Source organism: Bradyrhizobium sp. USDA 4461, from assembly GCF_054055655.1.
Map to the genome: position 1 here is coordinate 3599858 of NZ_JBSRXM010000001.1, position 18487 is coordinate 3618344.

17 protein-coding genes and 1 riboswitch are annotated in these 18487 nt (G+C 65.9%); of the genes, 11 read left to right on the forward strand and 6 right to left on the reverse strand.

Annotated features, from left to right (window positions below):
- Window positions 1-4 precede the first annotated feature (4 nt).
- Window positions 5-781 carry a LamB/YcsF family protein gene (locus ACVINW_RS16830; protein WP_456752339.1) on the forward strand — a complete coding sequence of 259 codons (777 nt, stop codon included), beginning with the start codon at window positions 5-7 and terminating at the stop codon, window positions 779-781.
- 25 nt (window positions 782-806) lie between these two features.
- On the opposite strand, the gene ACVINW_RS16835 is transcribed toward ACVINW_RS16830, so the two are convergent.
- Both ACVINW_RS16835 and ACVINW_RS16840 read right to left on the reverse strand, forming a co-directional pair.
- Entirely contained in the window at window positions 807-2069 is a 1263-nt protein-coding gene (locus ACVINW_RS16835) for a Zn-dependent hydrolase (RefSeq protein WP_456752340.1), read from the reverse strand.
- The gene (locus ACVINW_RS16840; protein ID WP_456752341.1) at window positions 2066-3058 is read right to left on the reverse strand and encodes a hydroxyacid dehydrogenase; all 993 of its coding nucleotides are present in this window, start codon (window positions 3056-3058) and stop codon (window positions 2066-2068) included. Before ACVINW_RS16840 ends, ACVINW_RS16835 begins: the two co-directional genes overlap by 4 nt.
- A gap of 174 nt (window positions 3059-3232) precedes the next feature.
- Here ACVINW_RS16840 and ACVINW_RS16845 point away from each other — a divergent pair, with 174 nt between their 5' ends.
- From ACVINW_RS16845 to uca, 10 genes are all read left to right on the forward strand, one after another.
- Window positions 3233-4015: an amino acid ABC transporter ATP-binding protein gene (locus tag ACVINW_RS16845; protein WP_456756417.1), complete on the forward strand. Its 783-nt coding sequence runs from the start codon at window positions 3233-3235 to the stop codon at window positions 4013-4015.
- Between the two features lie 31 nt (window positions 4016-4046).
- Window positions 4047-4718, forward strand: a complete 672-nt coding sequence (locus tag ACVINW_RS16850; RefSeq protein WP_456752342.1) for an amino acid ABC transporter permease — start codon at window positions 4047-4049, stop codon at window positions 4716-4718.
- Between the two features lie 54 nt (window positions 4719-4772).
- A complete protein-coding gene (locus ACVINW_RS16855; RefSeq protein WP_456752343.1) occupies window positions 4773-5564 on the forward strand; it encodes a transporter substrate-binding domain-containing protein in 792 nt (263 codons plus the stop codon).
- Between the two features lie 79 nt (window positions 5565-5643).
- Window positions 5644-6360, forward strand: a complete 717-nt coding sequence (locus ACVINW_RS16860) for a GntR family transcriptional regulator (RefSeq protein ID WP_456752344.1) — start codon at window positions 5644-5646, stop codon at window positions 6358-6360.
- 321 nt (window positions 6361-6681) lie between these two features.
- A riboswitch (guanidine-I (ykkC/yxkD leader) is annotated at window positions 6682-6792 on the forward strand.
- A 78-nt stretch (window positions 6793-6870) separates the two neighbouring features.
- Window positions 6871-7944, forward strand: coding sequence for a putative urea ABC transporter substrate-binding protein (locus ACVINW_RS16865; protein ID WP_456752345.1), 1074 nt, complete (start codon window positions 6871-6873; stop codon window positions 7942-7944).
- A 46-nt stretch (window positions 7945-7990) separates the two neighbouring features.
- Window positions 7991-8809, forward strand: a complete 819-nt coding sequence (locus ACVINW_RS16870) for an ABC transporter permease (protein ID WP_456752346.1) — start codon at window positions 7991-7993, stop codon at window positions 8807-8809.
- Window positions 8806-9639 (forward strand): ABC transporter ATP-binding protein, encoded by an 834-nt coding sequence (locus tag ACVINW_RS16875; protein ID WP_456752347.1) that lies wholly within the window; start codon window positions 8806-8808, stop codon window positions 9637-9639. The genes ACVINW_RS16870 and ACVINW_RS16875 overlap by 4 nt, the downstream gene beginning before the upstream one ends.
- A complete protein-coding gene (locus tag ACVINW_RS16880; RefSeq protein ID WP_456752348.1) occupies window positions 9636-10481 on the forward strand; it encodes an urea amidolyase associated protein UAAP1 in 846 nt (281 codons plus the stop codon). Before ACVINW_RS16875 ends, ACVINW_RS16880 begins: the two co-directional genes overlap by 4 nt.
- Window positions 10478-11113 (forward strand): urea amidolyase associated protein UAAP2, encoded by a 636-nt coding sequence (locus ACVINW_RS16885; RefSeq protein WP_456752349.1) that lies wholly within the window; start codon window positions 10478-10480, stop codon window positions 11111-11113. Before ACVINW_RS16880 ends, ACVINW_RS16885 begins: the two co-directional genes overlap by 4 nt.
- Before the next feature lie 3 nt (window positions 11114-11116).
- Window positions 11117-14659: an urea carboxylase gene (gene uca, locus ACVINW_RS16890; RefSeq protein ID WP_456752350.1), complete on the forward strand. Its 3543-nt coding sequence runs from the start codon at window positions 11117-11119 to the stop codon at window positions 14657-14659.
- A gap of 129 nt (window positions 14660-14788) precedes the next feature.
- Here the strand turns inward: uca and ACVINW_RS16895 are convergent, their stop codons facing one another.
- The 4 genes from ACVINW_RS16895 to ACVINW_RS16910 are packed head-to-tail and all read right to left on the reverse strand — an operon-like array spanning window position 14789 to window position 18466.
- On the reverse strand, window positions 14789-15484 hold the full coding sequence (locus ACVINW_RS16895) for an ABC transporter ATP-binding protein (RefSeq protein ID WP_456752351.1): 696 nt from the start codon (window positions 15482-15484) through the stop codon (window positions 14789-14791).
- Complete coding sequence (locus ACVINW_RS16900) at window positions 15484-16233, reverse strand: ABC transporter ATP-binding protein (RefSeq protein WP_456752352.1); 750 nt, start codon at window positions 16231-16233, stop codon at window positions 15484-15486. Before ACVINW_RS16900 ends, ACVINW_RS16895 begins: the two co-directional genes overlap by 1 nt.
- Complete coding sequence (locus ACVINW_RS16905) at window positions 16230-17522, reverse strand: branched-chain amino acid ABC transporter permease (RefSeq protein ID WP_456752353.1); 1293 nt, start codon at window positions 17520-17522, stop codon at window positions 16230-16232. The genes ACVINW_RS16900 and ACVINW_RS16905 overlap by 4 nt, the downstream gene beginning before the upstream one ends.
- A complete protein-coding gene (locus tag ACVINW_RS16910; RefSeq protein WP_456752354.1) occupies window positions 17519-18466 on the reverse strand; it encodes a branched-chain amino acid ABC transporter permease in 948 nt (315 codons plus the stop codon). The genes ACVINW_RS16905 and ACVINW_RS16910 overlap by 4 nt, the downstream gene beginning before the upstream one ends.
- Window positions 18467-18487 lie beyond the last annotated feature (21 nt).

The following is an 18487-nucleotide window of genomic DNA, read 5'->3' on the forward strand; positions in this document are numbered from 1 at the left end:
GACGATGGCGCTGATCGACATGAACTGCGACATGGGCGAGGGCTTCGGTGTCTACACGCTCGGCGACGATGCCGAGATGCTGCGCACCGTGACGTCGGCCAACATCGCCTGCGGCTTTCACGCCGGCGATCCCCTCGTGATGCATCGCACGCTGACGGAGGCGAAGGCCAACGGCGTTCAGGCCGGCGCGCATCCCGGCTTTCTCGATCTCTGGGGGTTCGGCCGCCGCCCGATCCAGGGTGAGCGCCCGGCCGATATCGAGAAGATCATGCTTTACCAGATCGGCGCGATGATGGCGCTGGCCGCCGATGTCGGCCACCCGATCCGTCACGTCAAGACGCATGGCGCGCTCGGCAATATCGCCGCCGAGGACCGCGACCTTGCGGAGGCGGTGGCGCGGGCGATCCACACCGTCGATCGCAATTTGATCTTCGTCGTGATGCCGGGCCAGGAGACCGAGCGGGCAGGGGAGAAGTTCGGCCTGCCGCTGGTGCGCGAGATCTATGCCGATCGCGCCTACGCCGACAACGGCAATCTGGTATCGCGCCGCCTCGCGGGCGCGGTGATCCATGATGCCGAGGTCGCGGCGGAACGGGTCATCCGCATGATCGAGGACCGTGCCATCACCTGTCTGTCCGGCACGCGCCTGCCAACCCGGATCGACAGCGTCTGCGTCCATGGCGACACGCCGGGTGCGGTGGCGATGGCGCAGCGGCTGCGCGAGCGCCTTGCCGCATCGGGCGTCAAGCTGGCGCCGATGGCCGAAGTGATCGGCGCGTGAGGATTGGCCGCGGCTCACCGCTTCCTCACTCCAGCACGAGGTGGGCGAGCAAAGTCGCGGCGGCCTGGAAGTCCTCGATCCGCATCGCCTCGTGCGGATTGTGGCTGCCGTTCTGATTGCGCACGAACAGCATGACGCTGGGAATGCCCGCATTGGCAAACACCGCGGCGTCATGCCCCGCGCCGCTCGGCATCGTCAGATGGGCGATCTCGAGACGATCGGCGAGGCGGCCGAGCTGTCGCAGCAGGTCCGCGCTCATCACCGCCGGCTGGCTACCGGTGCGCTCGCCGAGCTCGAAACGGACGCCGCGCCTGGTCTCGATCTCGGCGACGAAAGCGATCGTTCGGTCGTGGATGTGCTCCACCAGCTCGCGGTCGACGCTGCGCGCGTCGAGGCAGAAATTCAGTTCGCCCGGCACCTTGCTGAAGCCGTGCTGGGAGGCATCGGTGAAGACCTCGCCGAACGTGATGGTGGCAGGGCGGCCCGCGGCCTCGAGATCGTCCCAGAGCCGATCGAGCGACTGAATGAGATCCGAGACCGCAAACACGGCGTCGTGGCGATGCTGGCGGGGCACCGCACCTGAATGGCCGTAGCTGCCGAGGCAGCGCGCCTTGCGGTAGCGGAAGCTGCCGGTGATGCCGGTGACGAGGCCGAGCGGCAGCTTCGCGGCCTCGAGCGTCGGGCCCTGCTCGATATGCGTCTCGACGAAGCCGTGGATCTGCGCCGGCTTGAGCAGATGCTCGCCCCTTGCGACCCGTTCCGGCGCGAAGCCGAGATCGCGCATGTGGTCGCGCAGCGCCCGCCCGGTGTCGGAGCGCGGCAGATCGAGCACATCGGCAGGCAGCAGGCCGAGCAGCGAGCGGCCGCCGATATAGGAGGCGGGAAACCAGTTGCTCTCCTCGGCGCGCGTCGCGACGACGATGACGCTGCGTCGCGGCCGCAGTCCGCTCCGTCTAAGTCCTGCGACCGCGGCAAGGCCGGCGATGACGCCGGCGGCACCGTCGAAATTGCCGCCGTGCGGCACCGAGTCGAGATGAGAGCCGACCACCCAGGCCGGCAGGTCCGGATCGGTGCCCGCAAGCGTGAGCAGCAGATTGCCGGCGGCATCGACGGCACGGGACAGCCCGAGCTCGGCGGCGTGTTGGCTGACCAGGTCGTGCGCGCGCTGTTCGCCGGCGCCATAGGCGTCGCGGGTGACGCCGGGGTCGTCGTGGCTTTGCTCCGCCAACCGATCGAACAGGCGAATTGCGAGCGCGCGATCGGCGTGCAGCATCCGCTGAGCGGTCATGGGCGCGCTCCGCGACGCTGCGGCCAGACCAGCGGATTAACGAGGAAGCGCGGCCGCTCGTCCGCCAGCACCGCAAGAACGCCGCGCGCGACATCCTCAGCGGTCCGCGCCAGGCTTGCCTCCGTCGAGCCTGCGATATGCGGGGTCAGGATGACGCGATCGTGCCGCAACAGCGGATGATCCTTCGGCATCTCCTCGCGCGCAAAGACATCGAGCCCGGCGCCGCCGAGCCTGTTGGCATCGAGTGCGTCGAGCAGTGCGGCTTCATCGATCACTCCGCCGCGGCCGGTATTGACGAGGAGGGCGCCCGGCCGCATCGCCGCCAACTCGGCCGCGCCGATCAACCCGCGGGTGGACGGCGTGAGCGGCAGATGCAGCGAGACGATGTCGGATTGCGCCAGCAGGTCGCGCAGCGCGGCGACGGGCGCGACGGCGGCAGCCGCATAGATCTCCGGCGCGGTTTCCAGCGAATGCGCGATCACCCGCAGTCCGAGCGCTTTGGCAAGCGAAGCGGTCTGGCGACCGATATTGCCGAAGCCGACAATGCCGAGCGTCAGTCCGTCCAGCTCGGTCAGCCGCGCGCGATATTTGAAGCCGTGATCGTTGTCACGCACGGCGCGGTCAGCGCTGACGATCGACTTGGCGAGCGCGAAGATCAGCGCAATGGCGTGTTCGGCCACCGAGCGCACGTTGCTGTTCGGGGCGTTGACGACGACGATACCGCGCGCGGTCGCACGCGCGACGTCGATCGCGTCGACGCCGACGCCATGCGAGCCGATCACGCGCAGCGCCGGCGCGGCCTCGATCGCGGCGGCCGGAAAGCCTGCGCTTCGGGTCACGACGGCGACGCAATCCGCTGCCGCGCGGATCAGCGATTGCGGGTCGGATCGCGCAAGCTGATGCAGCACGAGGCCGCCCTGTGTCAGGACGTTCAGCCCGGCCTGATGAATCGGCTGGACGATCAGGCAGGTCTTCGAGGTCTCGGCCATGCTTAATTCCTGTGCATAGGCAGCCTAAAAAATGCCATTGGCACTCCAATGGTATACCATTAGCTTAAATGCGCCGGACGTTTCAATAGCTGAAAAGTCCGGATCCAACGCCGGCGGCAAAGTCGGTGCGTCGAGACGATCATGTCGTTCGTCGGGAGGATTAATGTGACCGCGATGCCGGGCGCTGCGCCGATCCTGAAGCTGAAGGACATCCGCAAGCGCTTCGATGCGAACGAGGTGCTGAAAGGCGTGTCGCTGGACGTCAGGGCCGGGGAGGTGATCTCGATCATCGGTGCCAGCGGCTCCGGCAAGAGCACGTTCCTGCGCTGCGTCAATTTGATGGAGCTTCCGGACGAAGGCTTCATGGACTTCGGCAGTTTCGCCTTCGATTACGCCGAGGGTGCACGACGCCAACCGACGCCGCAGCAGCTGCGCGAATTGCGTGCCCAGATCGGCATGGTGTTTCAGAGCTACAATCTGTGGCCGCACATGACGGTGCTGGAAAACGTCATCGAGGCCCCGGTCCGGGTCAAGAAGGTGCCGCGCAAGGAGGCGACCGAGCACGCCGAGACGTTGCTGCGCCGGATCGGGCTCTATGAGAAGCGCAACGCCTATCCGTCCAAACTGTCCGGCGGCCAGCAGCAGCGCGTTGCGATCGTGCGGGCACTGGCGATGAAGCCGGCGGTCATGCTGTTCGACGAGGTGACTTCCGCGCTCGATCCCGAGCTCGTCGGCGAGGTGCTGGAGCTGATGGGATCGCTCGCGGCCGAGGGCATGACGATGCTGCTCGTGACCCATGAGATCGCGTTCGCGCGCGATGTGTCGTCACGGGTGGTGTTCTTCGACCAGGGAGTGATCGCCGAAGAGGGCGCGCCGCGCGACGTCCTCGCTAATCCCAGCAGCGACCGCCTGCGCCAGTTCCTCAAGCGCGTGCTGCACCAGGACTTCGCCGCATGACCGCTATCGCATCGCTTGATTGGACACGCCGATGTTCCTGACCAGGATTCACGACTGGGCCGTCGATTTCGCGATCTATCTTCCCGGCTTCGGCAAGGCCGCAGGGATCGTGCTGGCGCTGACCGTGCTGATCATCCTGGTCAGCTGGATCTGTGGCCTGATCGCCGCGCTCGGCAAGCAGTCGCGCTTGAAGGTCGTGCGCGGGGCGGCGGATTTCTACGTCTGGTTCATCCGCGGCACGCCCACCCTGGTGCAGGTCTTCATCGTCTATTTCGGCTTCCCTCAGCTCGGCCTGAAACTGTCGCCGTTCGTCGCCGGCACGCTCGCGCTCGGCGTTTCCAGCGGCGCCTATGTCGCCGAGACCATCCGCTCCGGCCTCACCGCGATCCCCAGGGGACAGATGGAATCGGCACTCGCGCTCGGCATGAGCCGCGCGGGAGCCATGCACCGGATCATCCTGCCGCAGGTGTTCCGCATCATCCTGCCGTCCCTCACCAATGAGGCGATCTCGGCGCTGAAGAACACCTCGCTGCTATCCACCATCACGGTGGTCGAGCTGACGCTCTACTCGCAATTGCTGATCGCCAGCACGTTCCGTCCGTTCGACTTCTACATCGCCAGCGCCTTCATCTATCTGGTCATGACGACGTTGCTGTCGAGACTCGCACAATGGCTCGAGCGCAGCTACGCGCTGCGCTATTGACCGAAACGTCCCATGACGAATGTGAACGCCTCCATCCATGAAAGGACACGACTGATGATCTCGCGACGGCAGTTTGCCTATCTAGCGCTCGGTGCCGGGTTGACGTTCTCCGTTCCCGCCGTTGCGTCCGACCTCGAACTGCTGCAGCCCGGCAAGCTGCAGGTCGCGACCCAGGGCACCTTTGCTCCGTTTTCGATGCGCAGGCCGGACGGCGAGCTCGATGGCTTGGAGATCCGGGTCGGCAAGGAGATCGCGCGCCGCCTTGGCCTCGAATACACGCCCGTCATCACGCAGTTCGACGCCGCGCTGGTCGGCCTTCTCGCCGGTCAGTTCGACATGACCAGCGTGTCGATGGACATCACTCCAGCCCGCCAGAAGCAGGTGACCTTTGCCGACGGCTGGCTTGCTTCAGGCGCCACGATCCTCACCCGCAAGGACACCGGGATCCGGACCGGCGCCGATTTGAAGGGCAAGAATGTGGGCGCCGTCGCGGCCTCGACCTTCGGCAAGATCGCCGAGCAGAACGGTGCGACACTGAAGAGCTACAAAGCGGAGGTCGACGCGGTGCAGGATCTCGTCAACGACAACCTCGATGCCGTGATCACCGATGCCGTTGCCGCCAACTATGCGATCAAGGCCAAGAAGCTGCCGCTGGTGACCGGCGAAGGCACGCTGAGCCAGATCCAGAAGGGGCTGGCGATTCAGAAGGGCAAGCCCAACCTGACCAGGGCTGTGAACAAGGCCTTGGCAGACATGATCGCCGACGGTACCTATGCCAAGCTCACGACCGAATTGATCGGATTTGATCCGCACCCCGCGGAGCCGATTCGCAGCGAGATCAATTGATCGATCGTCGTCCGCATTGAGGCGGCATTCCGGCCAACCGGAATGTCGCCGCAGAAGTCATCCGAGGGAAGATCAGGACATGCCGCGCAGGCCGAATGCAGCGGGCAAGGCGACCAACCGGTCGCAAGCCGCACCCGATGTCTCCCTTCTGCTCGCCCCGACCGAAAAGAGCCTGAGCCAGCTGGCGTATGAGCGCATCCTCGATCTCTTGGTGAAGCGCGAGCTGCCGGCCGGAACGGTGATGCAGGAGCGCCGGCTCGCCGAGTTCCTCGACATCTCGCGCACGCCGATCCGCGAGGCGCTCTACCGGCTCGAGACCGAAGGGCTGGTCACGCGTGCGCCCGGCAACAGCCTGGTGGTCAAGGAATTCTCGTTGCGCGAGTTCATCGAGATCCTGCAGGTGCGGCGGGTGCTCGAGGCCGAGGCGGCGGTGCAGTCGATCGAACGCATTCCGCCGGCCGAGCTCGATGAGCTACAGGCCAGGATCGTGCAGCTGCGCGAGCGCGGCGATCCGCAGTCGCCGGAGAACCGCGAGCTCGACGGCCGCTTCCACGAGCTGGTCGCCGACAACAGCGGAAATGCGGTGCTGGCGGCCTTGATCCGCGATCTCAGGCTGAAGACCCAGATGTTCAACCTCAGCCGGCTGCCGGAGCGCTTCGTCCCGGTTCACAACGAGCATCTGGCGATCATCGCCGCGCTGCGCGCCAGGGATGCCGCCGCGGTTCGCGCCGCCGTCGAGGCGCATATCGAGAACATCAAGCTCAGCATCATGCGCAAGCTCGGGACCGTCGGCTGATTGCCAACGCGGAGCCGGAGCGGCGCCTCAGGTTAGGCGCTCGGGCCTCGCGCATCGCGGTGCGGCACCAGGCCGAACCGGCCGTGCAGTCCGCGCCAGAAGCTTGCGAACAAAAGGCTCAAAAGCTTGCCCATCGAACATCTCCCTCGGCGTCAGCCATGACGCGATCCTGTTGGTGTCGACGACGAAATGACAGAGCCAATTCTGAGCAGACTTGCGCAGTTTTTAAGCAGAACGGCCGCGCGGCTGGACCGCGCGCGCCGAAAAATCTCATGAGATTCAAACACCGCCACCGTGGCACGGCTCGTGCATCAAGGGCGTCGAGTTGGCCGCTAGGGTTCCGATCTTGCCAGGCAAGATGCTGGTCCGAGAGCAGCCGCTTGCGGGGGAGACATCCCCGCAGGTGCACGGCGGGATAAAAGCCCGGGAGACCTCGTTAGCCAAGGGATTGGCGGAGCGATGGTCTTTTCGCCAGTCCCTTTTTGTGAAATTTCGCAAGAGGGATCGGCAATGAACAAGTTCTCTTTCTTCCTTCGCTCTGTTGTCATCGGCTGCGCGATCGTGCTCGCGACGGCGCCTGCGGCCGACGCCGCGCCGAAGAAAAGCTTCAAGGTCGCCTGGTCGATCTATGTCGGGTGGATGCCGTGGGGTTATGCGGCCGACACCGGCATCGTCAAGAAATGGGCCGACAAATACGGCATCACGATCGAAGTCAAGCAGTTCAACGACTACGTCGAATCGATCAACCAGTACACCGCCGGCGGCTATGACGCCGTCACCATCACCAACATGGATGCGCTCTCGATTCCCGCAGCCGGCGGTGTCGACACCACCGCGGTCGTGATGGGCGACTTCTCCAACGGCAATGATGCCGTGATCCTGAAGAACAAATCCGACCTCGCCGCGATCAAGGGCCAGACCGTCAATCTGGTCGAGTTCTCGGTGTCGCATTATCTGCTGGCGCGCGCGCTGGAGAGCAGCAAGCTGAGCGAGAAGGACGTCAAGGTCGTCAACACCTCGGATGCCGATATCGCGGCGGCCTACAAGACGCCTGACGTCAATGCGGTCGTGACCTGGAATCCGATCGTGACCGAGATCCTCGGCTCGCCGGACGCCAAGAAGGTGTTCGATTCCTCGCAGATCCCCGGCGAGATCATGGACCTGATGGTGGTGAACACCGCGGTCGCCAAGGACAATCCGGATTTCGCCAAGGCGCTGGTCGGCATCTGGTACGAGACGCTGTCCAAGATGACCGCGAACGATCCCGCCGCCAAGACCGCCAAGGAAGCGATGGCCAAGGCCTCCGGCACCGATCTCGCCGGCTTCGACAGCCAGCTCTCGACCACCAAGCTGTTCGACAGGGCCACCGACGCCGAAGCCTTCACCCGCAGCAAGACGGTCGGCACGACGATGGATCGGGTGCGCAAGTTCCTGTTCGAGAAGGATCTGCTCGGCAAGGGCGCAAAGTCGGCCGACGCGGTCGGCATCGAGCTCGCCGACAAGTCGGTGCTGGGTGACAAGTCGAACATCAAGCTGCGCTTCGACCCGACCTACATGGACGAAGCCGCCAAGGGAAAGCTCTAGGGCAAGCTCTGACGCGCACAACGCCGACCTCACGCAGGAGCCGACGATGCGACTTGTGAACATACGGCCGGGACGGCAGACGCGCTTCTATCTACTCGCGCTGCCGTTCCTCCTGGTCGCAATCGCCTACTTCGCCGGCTCCAGCGCGCGGCTCGCGCAAAACCCGAACGACAAGCTGCTGCCGGCGCTGCCGAGCATGGTGCAGGCGGTCAAGCAGATGGCCTTCGAGGTCGATCCCCGCACCGGCAGCTATCTGATGGCCTCCGACACGGTCGCGAGCCTCGGGCGGCTGGGGTCGGCGTTGGCGATCTCGACGGTGGCGGCACTGGTGCTCGGTATCGTGATCGGGCTGTTGCCGGGCGCCAATGCCCTGCTTGGGCCGTTCGTGTCGGTCACCTCGATGGTGCCGCCGCTGGCGCTGTTGCCGATCCTGTTCATCGTGATGGGGTTGGGAGAAAACTCCAAGATCGCGCTGATTGTGATCGGGACATTGCCCTGCATGATCCGCGACCTCGCCATGAAGGTGCAGGAGCTGCCGCGCGAGCAGATCGTCAAGGCGCAGACGCTCGGCGCCTCGACCTGGCAGATCGCGCTGCGGGTCGCGATGCCGCAAACCCTGCCGCGGCTGATCGACGTGCTGCGCCTGCAACTCGGCCCGGCGTGGCTGTTCCTGATCGCGGCCGAGGCGATCGCCTCCGATTCCGGGCTCGGCTACCGGATATTCCTGGTGCGCCGCTATCTCGCGATGGACGTGATCATTCCCTACGTCGTCTGGATCACGCTGCTGGCGTTCCTGATCGATGTCGGGCTGCGCGTCCTGCAACGCAAGGCGTTTCCCTGGTTTGCCTCGATGAGGGCGGAATGAGCGCGATCCGGTTCGACGACGTCTGGAAGGAATATGGCGATCACATCGTGCTCGAGCGCATCACGATGGAGGTCGAGCCGCGCGCGTTCATCGCGCTGGTCGGCCCGTCCGGTTGCGGCAAGACCACGCTGCTCCGCATGCTGCTCGGTGAGGAGCAGCCGAGCCGCGGCCGGATTTTGGTCGACGGCAAGCCGTTGCCCGCCGAGCCGGATGCCGACCGCGGCGTGGTGTTCCAGCGCTACTCGGTGTTTCCGCATCTGACCGTGCTGCAGAACGTGATGCTCGGCCGCGAGCTGCGCGATGCCAAGTTCGCGGCTCGGCTGTTCGGCGCCGCACGGCGCGCCGCCATGGATGAATCGATGAAGCTTTTGGCCGAAGTCGGGCTCGCCGGTCAGGAAAACAAATATCCGTCTTCACTGTCCGGCGGCATGCAGCAGCGCCTCGCGCTGGCGCAGGCGATCATGCGCGAGCCGAAGATCCTGCTGCTTGACGAGCCATTCGGCGCGCTCGACCCGGGCATCCGCGCCGACATCCACCTGTTGATGAAGCGGCTGTGGAACGAGACCCATCTGACCGTCATGATGGTCACGCATGATCTCAGCGAAGCATTCGGGCTCGCGACACGGGTGATCGCGCTGGAGCGGTCGCGCAACCGGCCCGAGGAGCGCGATCGCTACGGCGCCACGGTGTCGCGCGACCTCGAGATCTTCCCGCGCCGCAGCGCCGAGCTGCGGTCGTCGGTTCAACCAGCTCCGGCCGGGACGACCCGGTCAGACAAGGAGCACCAGCCGGGACGGCCCGGCGCTCTCGTCTTGAAGGAGCAACCATGATCCTCACAGCGGAACAGAAGGCTGAGGTCGCGGCGCATACGCGACGCTACAACGAGCTGAAATCGGCCGGGCAGGAGCACGCGCCGCGGGCGCTCCCGGCGCCGACCGCGCGCGATGCCGCACCGATCGCCACAGATGCGATCATCCACCGCGAGGCGATTCCGGCGGGCTGGTACTGGACCACGCGGCTGAACCGCGGCGATACGCTGCGCATCGTCAACCCACAGGGGATATCGACCGTCAGCCTGCTCGCCTGGAACGCCGCCGACACCACCGAGCGGCTCAACCACGCCGACACCATCAAAGTGCAATGGGCGGCGCGGCTGCAGAAAGGGCGCGTGCTGCTGTCGGACATGGGGCGCGTACTGCTCGCCATCACCGAGGACACCAGTGCCGCGCATGATGCCGTGGTCGGCGGTTCGACTGCCGCGACCAACCAGGCGAAGTACGGCGACGGCAATTTCCGCAACACGCGTGACAACTTCGTCCTCGCCGCGATGAAGCTCGGGCTCGATCGCCGCGACGTCCATCCCTGCGTCAGCTTCTTCGCCCCGGTCGCGATCGATGCGGACGGAAAATTCGTCTGGTCCGAGGGACGGCGCGAGAAAGGCGACTTCGTCGATCTGCGCGCCGAAATGAATCTGCTGATCGCGTTGTCGAACTGCCCGCATCCGCTTGATCCGGCCACGGCCTATCCGCAAGCGAGTGTGGAGATCGTGCGCTGCCGCGCGGGTGCGCCGGCTGCCGACGATCTGTGCCGGACGGCGACGGCCGAGGCGATCCGCGCCTTCGAGAACAACGCGCTGTATTTCGGCGAGACCAGCGAAGGAGCCGTGCGATGACCACGCAATCCGTTCCGACCGGCCGCATCATGCTCGATGTCGAAATTCCCGCGCGCAAGCCGTGGTCGGCGATCATCCGCAAGGGCCAGACGCTGCGCATCACCGATACCCACGGCCAGCAGGCGGTGGATACGCTGTTCTATCGCGCCGATGATTTCGGTGAGCGCTACAGCGGCCAGGATACGCTGCGCGCGCAAGGCTCGGCCTATGTCGGGCTCGGCACCAGGATCATGTCGAATGAAGGCCGCGTGATGCTGCGCGTGACGGCAGACAGTTGCGGCCTGCACGACACCTCGGCGGGCGCCTGCTCCTGCGAGAGCAACACCGTGCGGTTCGGGCACCAGACCCGGTACCAGCACGCCTGTCGCGAAAACTTTGTGATCGAAGCCGCGAAATACGGCCTGTCGAAGCGCGACATCGTGCCGAATTTGAACTTCTTCATGAACGTGCCGATCGATCCCGCCGGCAATTTCACCGTGGTCGACGGCGTCTCCAAGCCGGGCGACGCGATCGAGCTGGTCGCCGAGATGGACGTGCTGTGCCTGATCTCGAACTGCCCGCAGATCAACAATCCCTGCAACGGCTTCTTCCCGACGCCGGTTCAGGTCACGATATTCGAGCCGGAGGCGTGAGGCATGTTCAGCAAGGTCCTGATTGCCAACCGCGGCGAGATCGCCGGGCGGATCGGCAGAACATTGCGTCATATGGGCATCGGCTCGGTCGCGGTCTATTCCGACGCCGACCGCTTCACCCGGCCGGTGCTCGATGCCGACGAGGCGGTGCGGATCGGCCCGGCGCCGGCGGCCGAGAGCTATCTCAACGTCGATGCCATCATGGCGGCGTGCCTTGCCACCGGCGCGCAGGCGGTTCACCCCGGCTATGGCTTCCTGTCGGAGAACCGCCGCTTTGCCGAGCGGCTGGCCGAGCACGGCATCACCTTCATCGGGCCGCGGCCCGAACATCTTGACGCCTTCGGCCTCAAGCACCGGGCACGCGAGATCGCCGAGCGCAGCGGGGTGCCGCTGTTGCCGGGCTCAAGGCTGCTGGAGACCATCGACGAGGCGGTGCGCGAGGCTGAGCGGATCGGCTTTCCGGTGATGCTGAAGAGCACGGCGGGCGGCGGCGGCATCGGCATGCAGCTCTGCCACGACATGGCGACGCTGCGGGAGCGCTTCGAATCCGTGCAGCGCACGGCGCGGGCGAGCTTCGGCGATGCACGGGTCTATCTCGAGCGCTTCGTCGCCCAGGCGCGCCATATCGAGGTGCAGATCTTCGGCAATGGCAGGGGCGATGTGGTCGCGCTCGGCGAGCGCGATTGCTCGCTGCAGCGGCGCAACCAGAAGGTCTTTGAGGAGACCCCCGCGCCGGGGCTGTCCGCGGAGATCAGGCGGCGGCTGCACGCGGCCGCGGTGTCGCTCGGCAAGGCGGTGTCTTACGAATCCGCCGGCACCGTGGAGTTCATCTACGACGTCGAGCGCGAGGATTTCTACTTTCTCGAGGTCAACACCCGCCTTCAGGTCGAGCATCCCGTCACCGAGCAGGTCACCGGTGTCGACCTGGTCGAATGGATGATCCGCCAGGCCGCCGGCGAGGATGTGCTGGGCCAGGCCGGCACGCTCACGCCAAAGGGCGCGGCGATCGAGGTGCGGCTCTATGCCGAGAATCCGGGCGCCGGCTTTCGGCCGAGCGCGGGCCGCTTGACGCGGGTCGCTTTCTCGGGCGATGCGCGGATCGACGGCTGGATCGAGACCGGCACCGAGGTGTCGCCGTTCTACGATCCGATGCTGGCCAAGATCATCGTGTCAGCCGAGACCCGCGAGGCCGCGATCGCAAAGCTGACGCACGCGCTGGATGACACGGTCGTCGCCGGCATCGAGACCAATCTCGACTATCTGCGTGCGATCGCGGCATCGGACGTGTTCCGCAGCGGGCAGGTCGCGACCAGCGTGCTCGGCGCCTTTGCGTATCGGCCGCACACCATCGATGTGGTTGCGCCCGGTGCGCAGAGCGGGGTGCAGGAGTTGCCCGGCCGGCTGCATCTCTGGCATGTCGGCGTGCCGCCGAGCGGCCCGATGGACGAACGCTCGTTCCGCCTCGCCAATCGCGTGGTCGGCAATCCGGAAACCACGACTGCGCTGGAGCTGACGGTCAACGGGCCGACCCTGCGTTTCAACACCGATGCGATCGTCGCGCTGTCGGGCGCGCGGATGAAGGCGTCGATGGATGGCGCCGATGTGGCCTATGACGAACCGATCGCGGTCCGCGCGGGGCAGACGCTTGCGATCGGCAGCATCAAGGGCCCGGGTCAGCGCAGCTATCTCGCCGTTCGTGGCGGCATCGACGCGCCGCAGATTCTCGGCTCACGCGCCGTGTTTGCGCTCGGCGCCTTCGGCGGCCACGCGACGGGCTCGCTGAAGGCCGGTGATGTCTTGCATATCGGCGCGGAGAGGCCTGACCTTGCGACGCCGCGGCCGGCCACGCAAGACGAGCGGCCAGAACTCACGTCGGCGTGGCAGATCGGCGTGGTCTACGGCCCGCATGGCGCGCCGGACTTCTTCCTCGAGGACGACATCGAGACGCTGTTCGCGTCTGATTACGAGGTGCACTTCAACAGCGCCCGCACCGGCGTCCGGCTGATCGGGCCGAAGCCGCACTGGGCGCGGGCCGACGGCGGCGAGGCCGGGCTGCATCCGTCGAACATCCATGACAACGCCTATGCGGTCGGCTCGATCGATTTCACCGGCGACATGCCGATCATCCTCGGGCCGGACGGACCGAGCCTCGGCGGCTTCGTCTGTCCGGCAGTCGTCGCGCGCGACGAGCTCTGGAAGGTCGGCCAGCTCCGGCCCGGCGACACCGTGCGCTTTGTGCCGGTGACGCGTGACGATCCGGTTGCCGGTCCCACGGTGCTGCGTGCGCCCGAGCTCGGATCGGCGATCGTCGGCCGCAACGATGACGGTCCGATCCCGGTGGTGTATCGCCGCGCCGGCGACGACAATCTGCTGGTCGAATACGGACCGATGGAGCTCGACGTCGCGCTGCGGCTGCGCGTGCATGTGCTGGCGCAGGCACTGGAGGAGGCCAGGCTCGGCGGCCTGATCGATCTGACGCCCGGCATCCGCTCGTTGCAGATCCATTATGACGGCAGCGCGCTGTCGCGTGGCAAGCTGCTCGACCTGTTGCGCAAGATCGAGCGCGAACTGCCGCCGGTCGATGCGATGCGGGTGCCGAGCCGAACCGTGCATCTGCCGCTGTCATGGCGCGATCCGGAATCCGAGCTCGCGATGCGCAAATATCAGGAGCTGGTGCGCGCGGATGCGCCGTGGTGTCCGTCGAATGTCGAGTTCATCCGGCGCATCAACGGGCTCGGCAGCGAGGATGACGTCCGCCGCATCGTGTTCGATGCCGACTATTTCGTGCTCGGTCTCGGCGACGTCTATCTCGGCGCGCCGGTCGCGACCCCGCTCGATCCGCGGCATCGGCTGGTGACCACCAAATACAATCCGGCGCGGACCTGGACGCCGGAGAACGCGGTCGGAATCGGCGGCGCCTATATGTGCATCTACGGCATGGAAGGGCCGGGCGGCTATCAGCTGTTCGGCCGCACCATCCAGGTCTGGAACACCTGGCGCACCACGCGGGTGTTCGAACCCGGCCATCCCTGGCTGCTGCGGTTCTTCGACAAGATCCGCTTCTTCCCGGTCGATGCCGATGAATTACTCGACGCGCGCGCCGCGTTCCCGCACGGGCAATACGACATCAGGATCGAGCAGGGCGAGTTCTCCTACGCCGACTATGCGAAGCAGTTGGCCGCGACGCAGCCCTCGATCGCCGCGTTCAAGGCGACCCAGCAGGCCGCATTCGACGCCGAGCGCCAGCGCTGGCGCGAGATGAAGCTCGACGAGGCGCCGGTAGAGCCGATCGACGCCAGCGTCGCCGCGACCGGCATTCCCGATGGCCAGATCGGCGCGTTCTCGGAAGTGCCCGGCAACATCTGGAAGGTCCTGGTCGAGCAGGGCGCCGAGGTCGCGGCCGGCGACGTGCTCGCCATCATCGAGTCCATGAAAATGGAAATCTCGGTGCTCTCGCCCGCCGCGGGCCGCATCGCGTCGGTGCCGGTGAAGCCCGGCCAGACGCTGCGCGCGGGGGATGTGGTGGCGTTGATCCGGCCGGGGTAAATCATGCCGACCCGTGTGAGCTGCGATACCTCCCCGTCATTGCGAGCGAAACAATCCATCGCTCCGTCCGTGACGAAGCATGGATTGCTTCGTCGCTACGCTCCTCGCAATGACGAGGCCGCTCCCGCTTCACACTTCCAGCCATTCCTCGCGAATAGCGGCGTTGTTCTTCAGCTGCTCGGGCGTGCCTTCGAACACGACGCGGCCGTGGCCCATGATGTAGACGCGGTTCGAGATCTTCATCGCGATCGAGAGCTTCTGCTCGACCAGCAGGATGGCGACGCCGGCCTTGGCGATCCGTGCGATCAGTTCGCCGACCTGCTGCACGATCAAGGGCGCAAGTCCTTCGGTCGGTTCGTCGATCATCATCAGATCGGGGTCGCCGAGTAATGTGCGGCAGGTGGTCAGCATCTGCTTCTCGCCGCCCGACAGTACGCCGGCCGGCGTGTCGGCGCGCGCGGCGAGATTGGGGAACATGTCGAGCATCTCCTGCAGCCGCCACTTGCCCGGGCGGCGCGGGTCCTTGATGCCGAGGATCAGGTTCTGGCGCACCGTCAGCCCCGGGAAGATGTCGCGGTGCTCCGGCACATAGCCGAGCCCGAGGCGGGCGATCTTGTGGCTCGGGAGGCCGACGATGTCCTGGCCCTTGAAGCGGATGGTGCCCTGCGGCGGCACCTCGCCCATGATCGCCTTGACAGTGGTGGAGCGGCCGACGCCGTTGCGGCCGAGCAGGCTCACCACCTCGCCGGCGGCGATGTCGAGATCGACGCCCTGCAGGATGTGGCTCTTGCCGTAATAGGCGTGAAGATTCCTGACCTCGAGCATCAGTCGACCTCCTCGCCGAGATAGGCTTCCTTGACCTTCGGATTGCCGCGGATCTCCTCAGGGGTGCCGGAGGCGATGATGTGGCCGTAGACCAAGACCGAGATGCGGTCGGCGAGGCCGAACACCACGCTCATGTCGTGCTCGACGATGACGAGCGTGCGTCCCTCGGTGAGGCGGCGGATCAGCGCGACGGCGCGCTCGGTCTCGGCGTGGCTCATGCCCGCGGTCGGCTCGTCCAGCATGATGACGCTGGCGCCGCCGGCGATGGTGATGCCGATCTCGAGCTCGCGCTGCTCGGCATAAGTCAAAAGGCCCGCCGGCACGTCGCGGCGATGGCTGAGATGGATGTCGTCGAGAATCTGCGCGGTGCGCTGCTTCACCTCGGGCAGATCGTCAACGTTCTTCCAGAACGCGTAGCGGTGCCCGGTCGCCCACAGCACGGCGCAGCGGACGTTCTCCCACACCGTCATGCGGGCGAACACGTTGGTGACCTGGAACGAGCGCGACAGCCCGCGCCGGTTGATCTCGAATGGCCGCAAGCCCGAGGTCACTTCGCCGTTCAGGCGGATCTCGCCCGAGGTCGGCTTGATGTGGCCGGAGATCAGGTTGAACGTCGTCGACTTGCCGGCGCCGTTCGGGCCGATGATGGCATGACGCTCGCCCTTGGCGACGCTCAGGTTGAGGTCGCGGATGATGCGGACATTGCCGAAACTCTTCTCGACGGCGTTGACGTGAATGGCAGCGGTCATGCGAGATACCCCCGATCACGGGCCACCGTCGCGGCGCGATCCCAGGCCTCCGCAACGCGCCGCCAGGTGAGGCTTGCGGCCAGGAAGCCGCCGACCAAGAGAACCGCCGCGGCCGCCCAGGTCGTCGGTGCGCTGGCGACGAAGGGAATGCCGAGCAGGTTGATCGGGTCGCCGCCCGAGAAGCGTGCCACGGTTTCGATGGTCAGGATGATGCCGAGCGCAAACGCGAGCGTCGGGATTGCCGCGACCAGATAGGACGGGATCACGGTGCCGAGCGTGCCCGCGCGGATCAGCGGACGGTGCTTCATCAGGATGCCGGCGATGCCGCCCGGCGCGAACATCACGATGCCGATGAAGATGATGCCGAAATAGAGCTGCCAGACCGAGGTGACGCTGGTCAGCCCGAGTTGCAGATAGGTCACCAGGATGGCACCCAGGATCGGGCCGAAGAAGTAGGCGGTGCCGCCGATGAAGGCGGAAAACAGCACCAGGCCCGACTGCGTCGCGCCGAGATAGGCGGAGTTGGCGATCTCGAAATTGATCGCAGTCAGCCCGCCGGCGATGCCGGCGAAGAAGCCGGCGAACATGTAGGCGAGATAGCGCACCACATGCGGATCGTAGCCGATGAACTCGACGCGCTCCGGATTGTCGCGCACCGCGTTGCAGATGCGGCCGAGCGGCGTGCGGGTCAGCGCATACATCGCGATCGCCGAGACCATCACCCAGAACGCGATCAGATAATAGACCTGGATCTGCGGCCCGAAGGTCCAGCCGAACAGCGGCATCAGCCCGGTGCGATCGGTAGTGATGCCGGATTCGCCGCCGAACACGCTGCGCAGGATCAGCGACGACGAGGCGACCAGTTCGCCGATGCCGAGCGAGATCATCGCAAACACCGTGCCGGCGCGCTTGGTCATGACCCAGCCGACCAGCAACGCGAACGCCATGCCGCCGATGCCGCCGACCAGCGGGATCACCGGCAGCGGGATCGGCCAGTTATGGCTCGAGACCGCGTTCATGACGTGCACGGCAAGGAAACCGCCGAGGCCGTATTGCACGGCGTGGCCGAACGACAACAGGCCGGTCTGGCCGAGCAGGATGTTGTAGGACAGCGCGAAGATGATCGCGATGCCGATCAGGCTGAACGAGGTCAGCGAGCCGCCGGAGGAGAACACCAGCGGCAGCACGACGAGCGCGACCGCAGCGAGCAACCAGACGCCGTAGAAGCCGAGGGCGCCGCCGGATTCCTGTTTGGTCACGGCGGAGACGGGCGTGGCAGCGTTCGTCATGACTCACGCGTCCCCAACAGGCCCATCGGGCGGAAGATCAGCACCAGCACCAGCAGCAGATAGGGCAGGATCGGCGCGATCTGCGCGATCGTCACGTTCCAGATGTCGGTGAGCGGCGTGGAGCCGAGGCTCGGATCGAGCGGGCCGAACACGCTGGCGAGCGAACCGTTCAGCGCGACCGCAAAGGTCTGGATCAGCCCGATCAGCAGCGAAGCGATGAAGGCGCCGGGCAGCGAGCCGAGGCCGCCGAACACGATGACGACGAACAGGATCGGGCCGAGCAGCGCGGCCATGTCGGACTGCGTCACCAGCGACGGACCGGCGATCACGCCGGCAAGGCCGGCCAGCGCGCTGCCGACGCCGAACACCAGCATGAAGACGCGGCCGACATTGTGGCCGAGATGGCCGACCATGCTCGGATGGGTCAATGCGGCCTGCACGATGAGGCCGACCCGGGTCCGCTTCAGCGTCACCAGCAGCGCGATGAAGATCACGACCGAGACCACCAGCATGAAGATCTTGTAGGCGGGATAATTGGTCGAGAACACCGTGAAGGCCGGAAAATCGAGCACCGCCGGAACGCGATAATCGACCGGGCTTTTGCCCCAGATCATCGAGACGATCTCTTCGATCGCGAACGCCAAACCGAAGGTCAGCAGCAGCTCGGCGACATGGCCGTGCTTGTGGGTGTTGCGCAGGCCGTAGCGCTCGACCGCCATGCCGACCGCGCCGACCAGGAGCGGCGCGATCACCAGCGCCGGCCAGAATCCGATCCAGCGGGTGAGCTGATAACCGAAGAACGCGCCGAGCATATAGAAGCTGGCATGCGCGAAGTTGAGCACACCCATCATGCTGAAGATGACGGTGAGCCCGCTGGACAGCAGGAACAGCAGCATCCCGAACAAGACGCCGTTGAGCGTCGAGATGACGATCAATTCAGCCATGGCGCACCCGTTTGAGACTGG

Excerpts from the sequence above, each read along its gene's own strand:
- ACVINW_RS16830 (WP_456752339.1), top strand. The coding sequence starts at position 5 with ATGGCGCTGATCGACATGAACTGCGACATGGGCGAGGGCTTCGGTGTC.
- ACVINW_RS16870 (WP_456752346.1), top strand. The coding sequence starts at position 7,991 with ATGCGACTTGTGAACATACGGCCGGGACGGCAGACGCGCTTCTATCTA.
- ACVINW_RS16910 (WP_456752354.1), bottom strand. The coding sequence starts at position 18,466 with ATGGCTGAATTGATCGTCATCTCGACGCTCAACGGCGTCTTGTTCGGG.
- uca (WP_456752350.1), top strand. The coding sequence starts at position 11,117 with ATGTTCAGCAAGGTCCTGATTGCCAACCGCGGCGAGATCGCCGGGCGG.
- ACVINW_RS16840 (WP_456752341.1), bottom strand. The coding sequence starts at position 3,058 with ATGGCCGAGACCTCGAAGACCTGCCTGATCGTCCAGCCGATTCATCAG.
- ACVINW_RS16885 (WP_456752349.1), top strand. The coding sequence starts at position 10,478 with ATGACCACGCAATCCGTTCCGACCGGCCGCATCATGCTCGATGTCGAA.
- ACVINW_RS16880 (WP_456752348.1), top strand. The coding sequence starts at position 9,636 with ATGATCCTCACAGCGGAACAGAAGGCTGAGGTCGCGGCGCATACGCGA.
- ACVINW_RS16905 (WP_456752353.1), bottom strand. The coding sequence starts at position 17,522 with ATGACGAACGCTGCCACGCCCGTCTCCGCCGTGACCAAACAGGAATCC.
- ACVINW_RS16895 (WP_456752351.1), bottom strand. The coding sequence starts at position 15,484 with ATGCTCGAGGTCAGGAATCTTCACGCCTATTACGGCAAGAGCCACATC.
- ACVINW_RS16835 (WP_456752340.1), bottom strand. The coding sequence starts at position 2,069 with ATGACCGCTCAGCGGATGCTGCACGCCGATCGCGCGCTCGCAATTCGC.
- ACVINW_RS16865 (WP_456752345.1), top strand. The coding sequence starts at position 6,871 with ATGAACAAGTTCTCTTTCTTCCTTCGCTCTGTTGTCATCGGCTGCGCG.
- ACVINW_RS16855 (WP_456752343.1), top strand. The coding sequence starts at position 4,773 with ATGATCTCGCGACGGCAGTTTGCCTATCTAGCGCTCGGTGCCGGGTTG.
- ACVINW_RS16875 (WP_456752347.1), top strand. The coding sequence starts at position 8,806 with ATGAGCGCGATCCGGTTCGACGACGTCTGGAAGGAATATGGCGATCAC.
- ACVINW_RS16850 (WP_456752342.1), top strand. The coding sequence starts at position 4,047 with ATGTTCCTGACCAGGATTCACGACTGGGCCGTCGATTTCGCGATCTAT.
- ACVINW_RS16845 (WP_456756417.1), top strand. The coding sequence starts at position 3,233 with ATGCCGGGCGCTGCGCCGATCCTGAAGCTGAAGGACATCCGCAAGCGC.
- ACVINW_RS16860 (WP_456752344.1), top strand. The coding sequence starts at position 5,644 with ATGCCGCGCAGGCCGAATGCAGCGGGCAAGGCGACCAACCGGTCGCAA.
- ACVINW_RS16900 (WP_456752352.1), bottom strand. The coding sequence starts at position 16,233 with ATGACCGCTGCCATTCACGTCAACGCCGTCGAGAAGAGTTTCGGCAAT.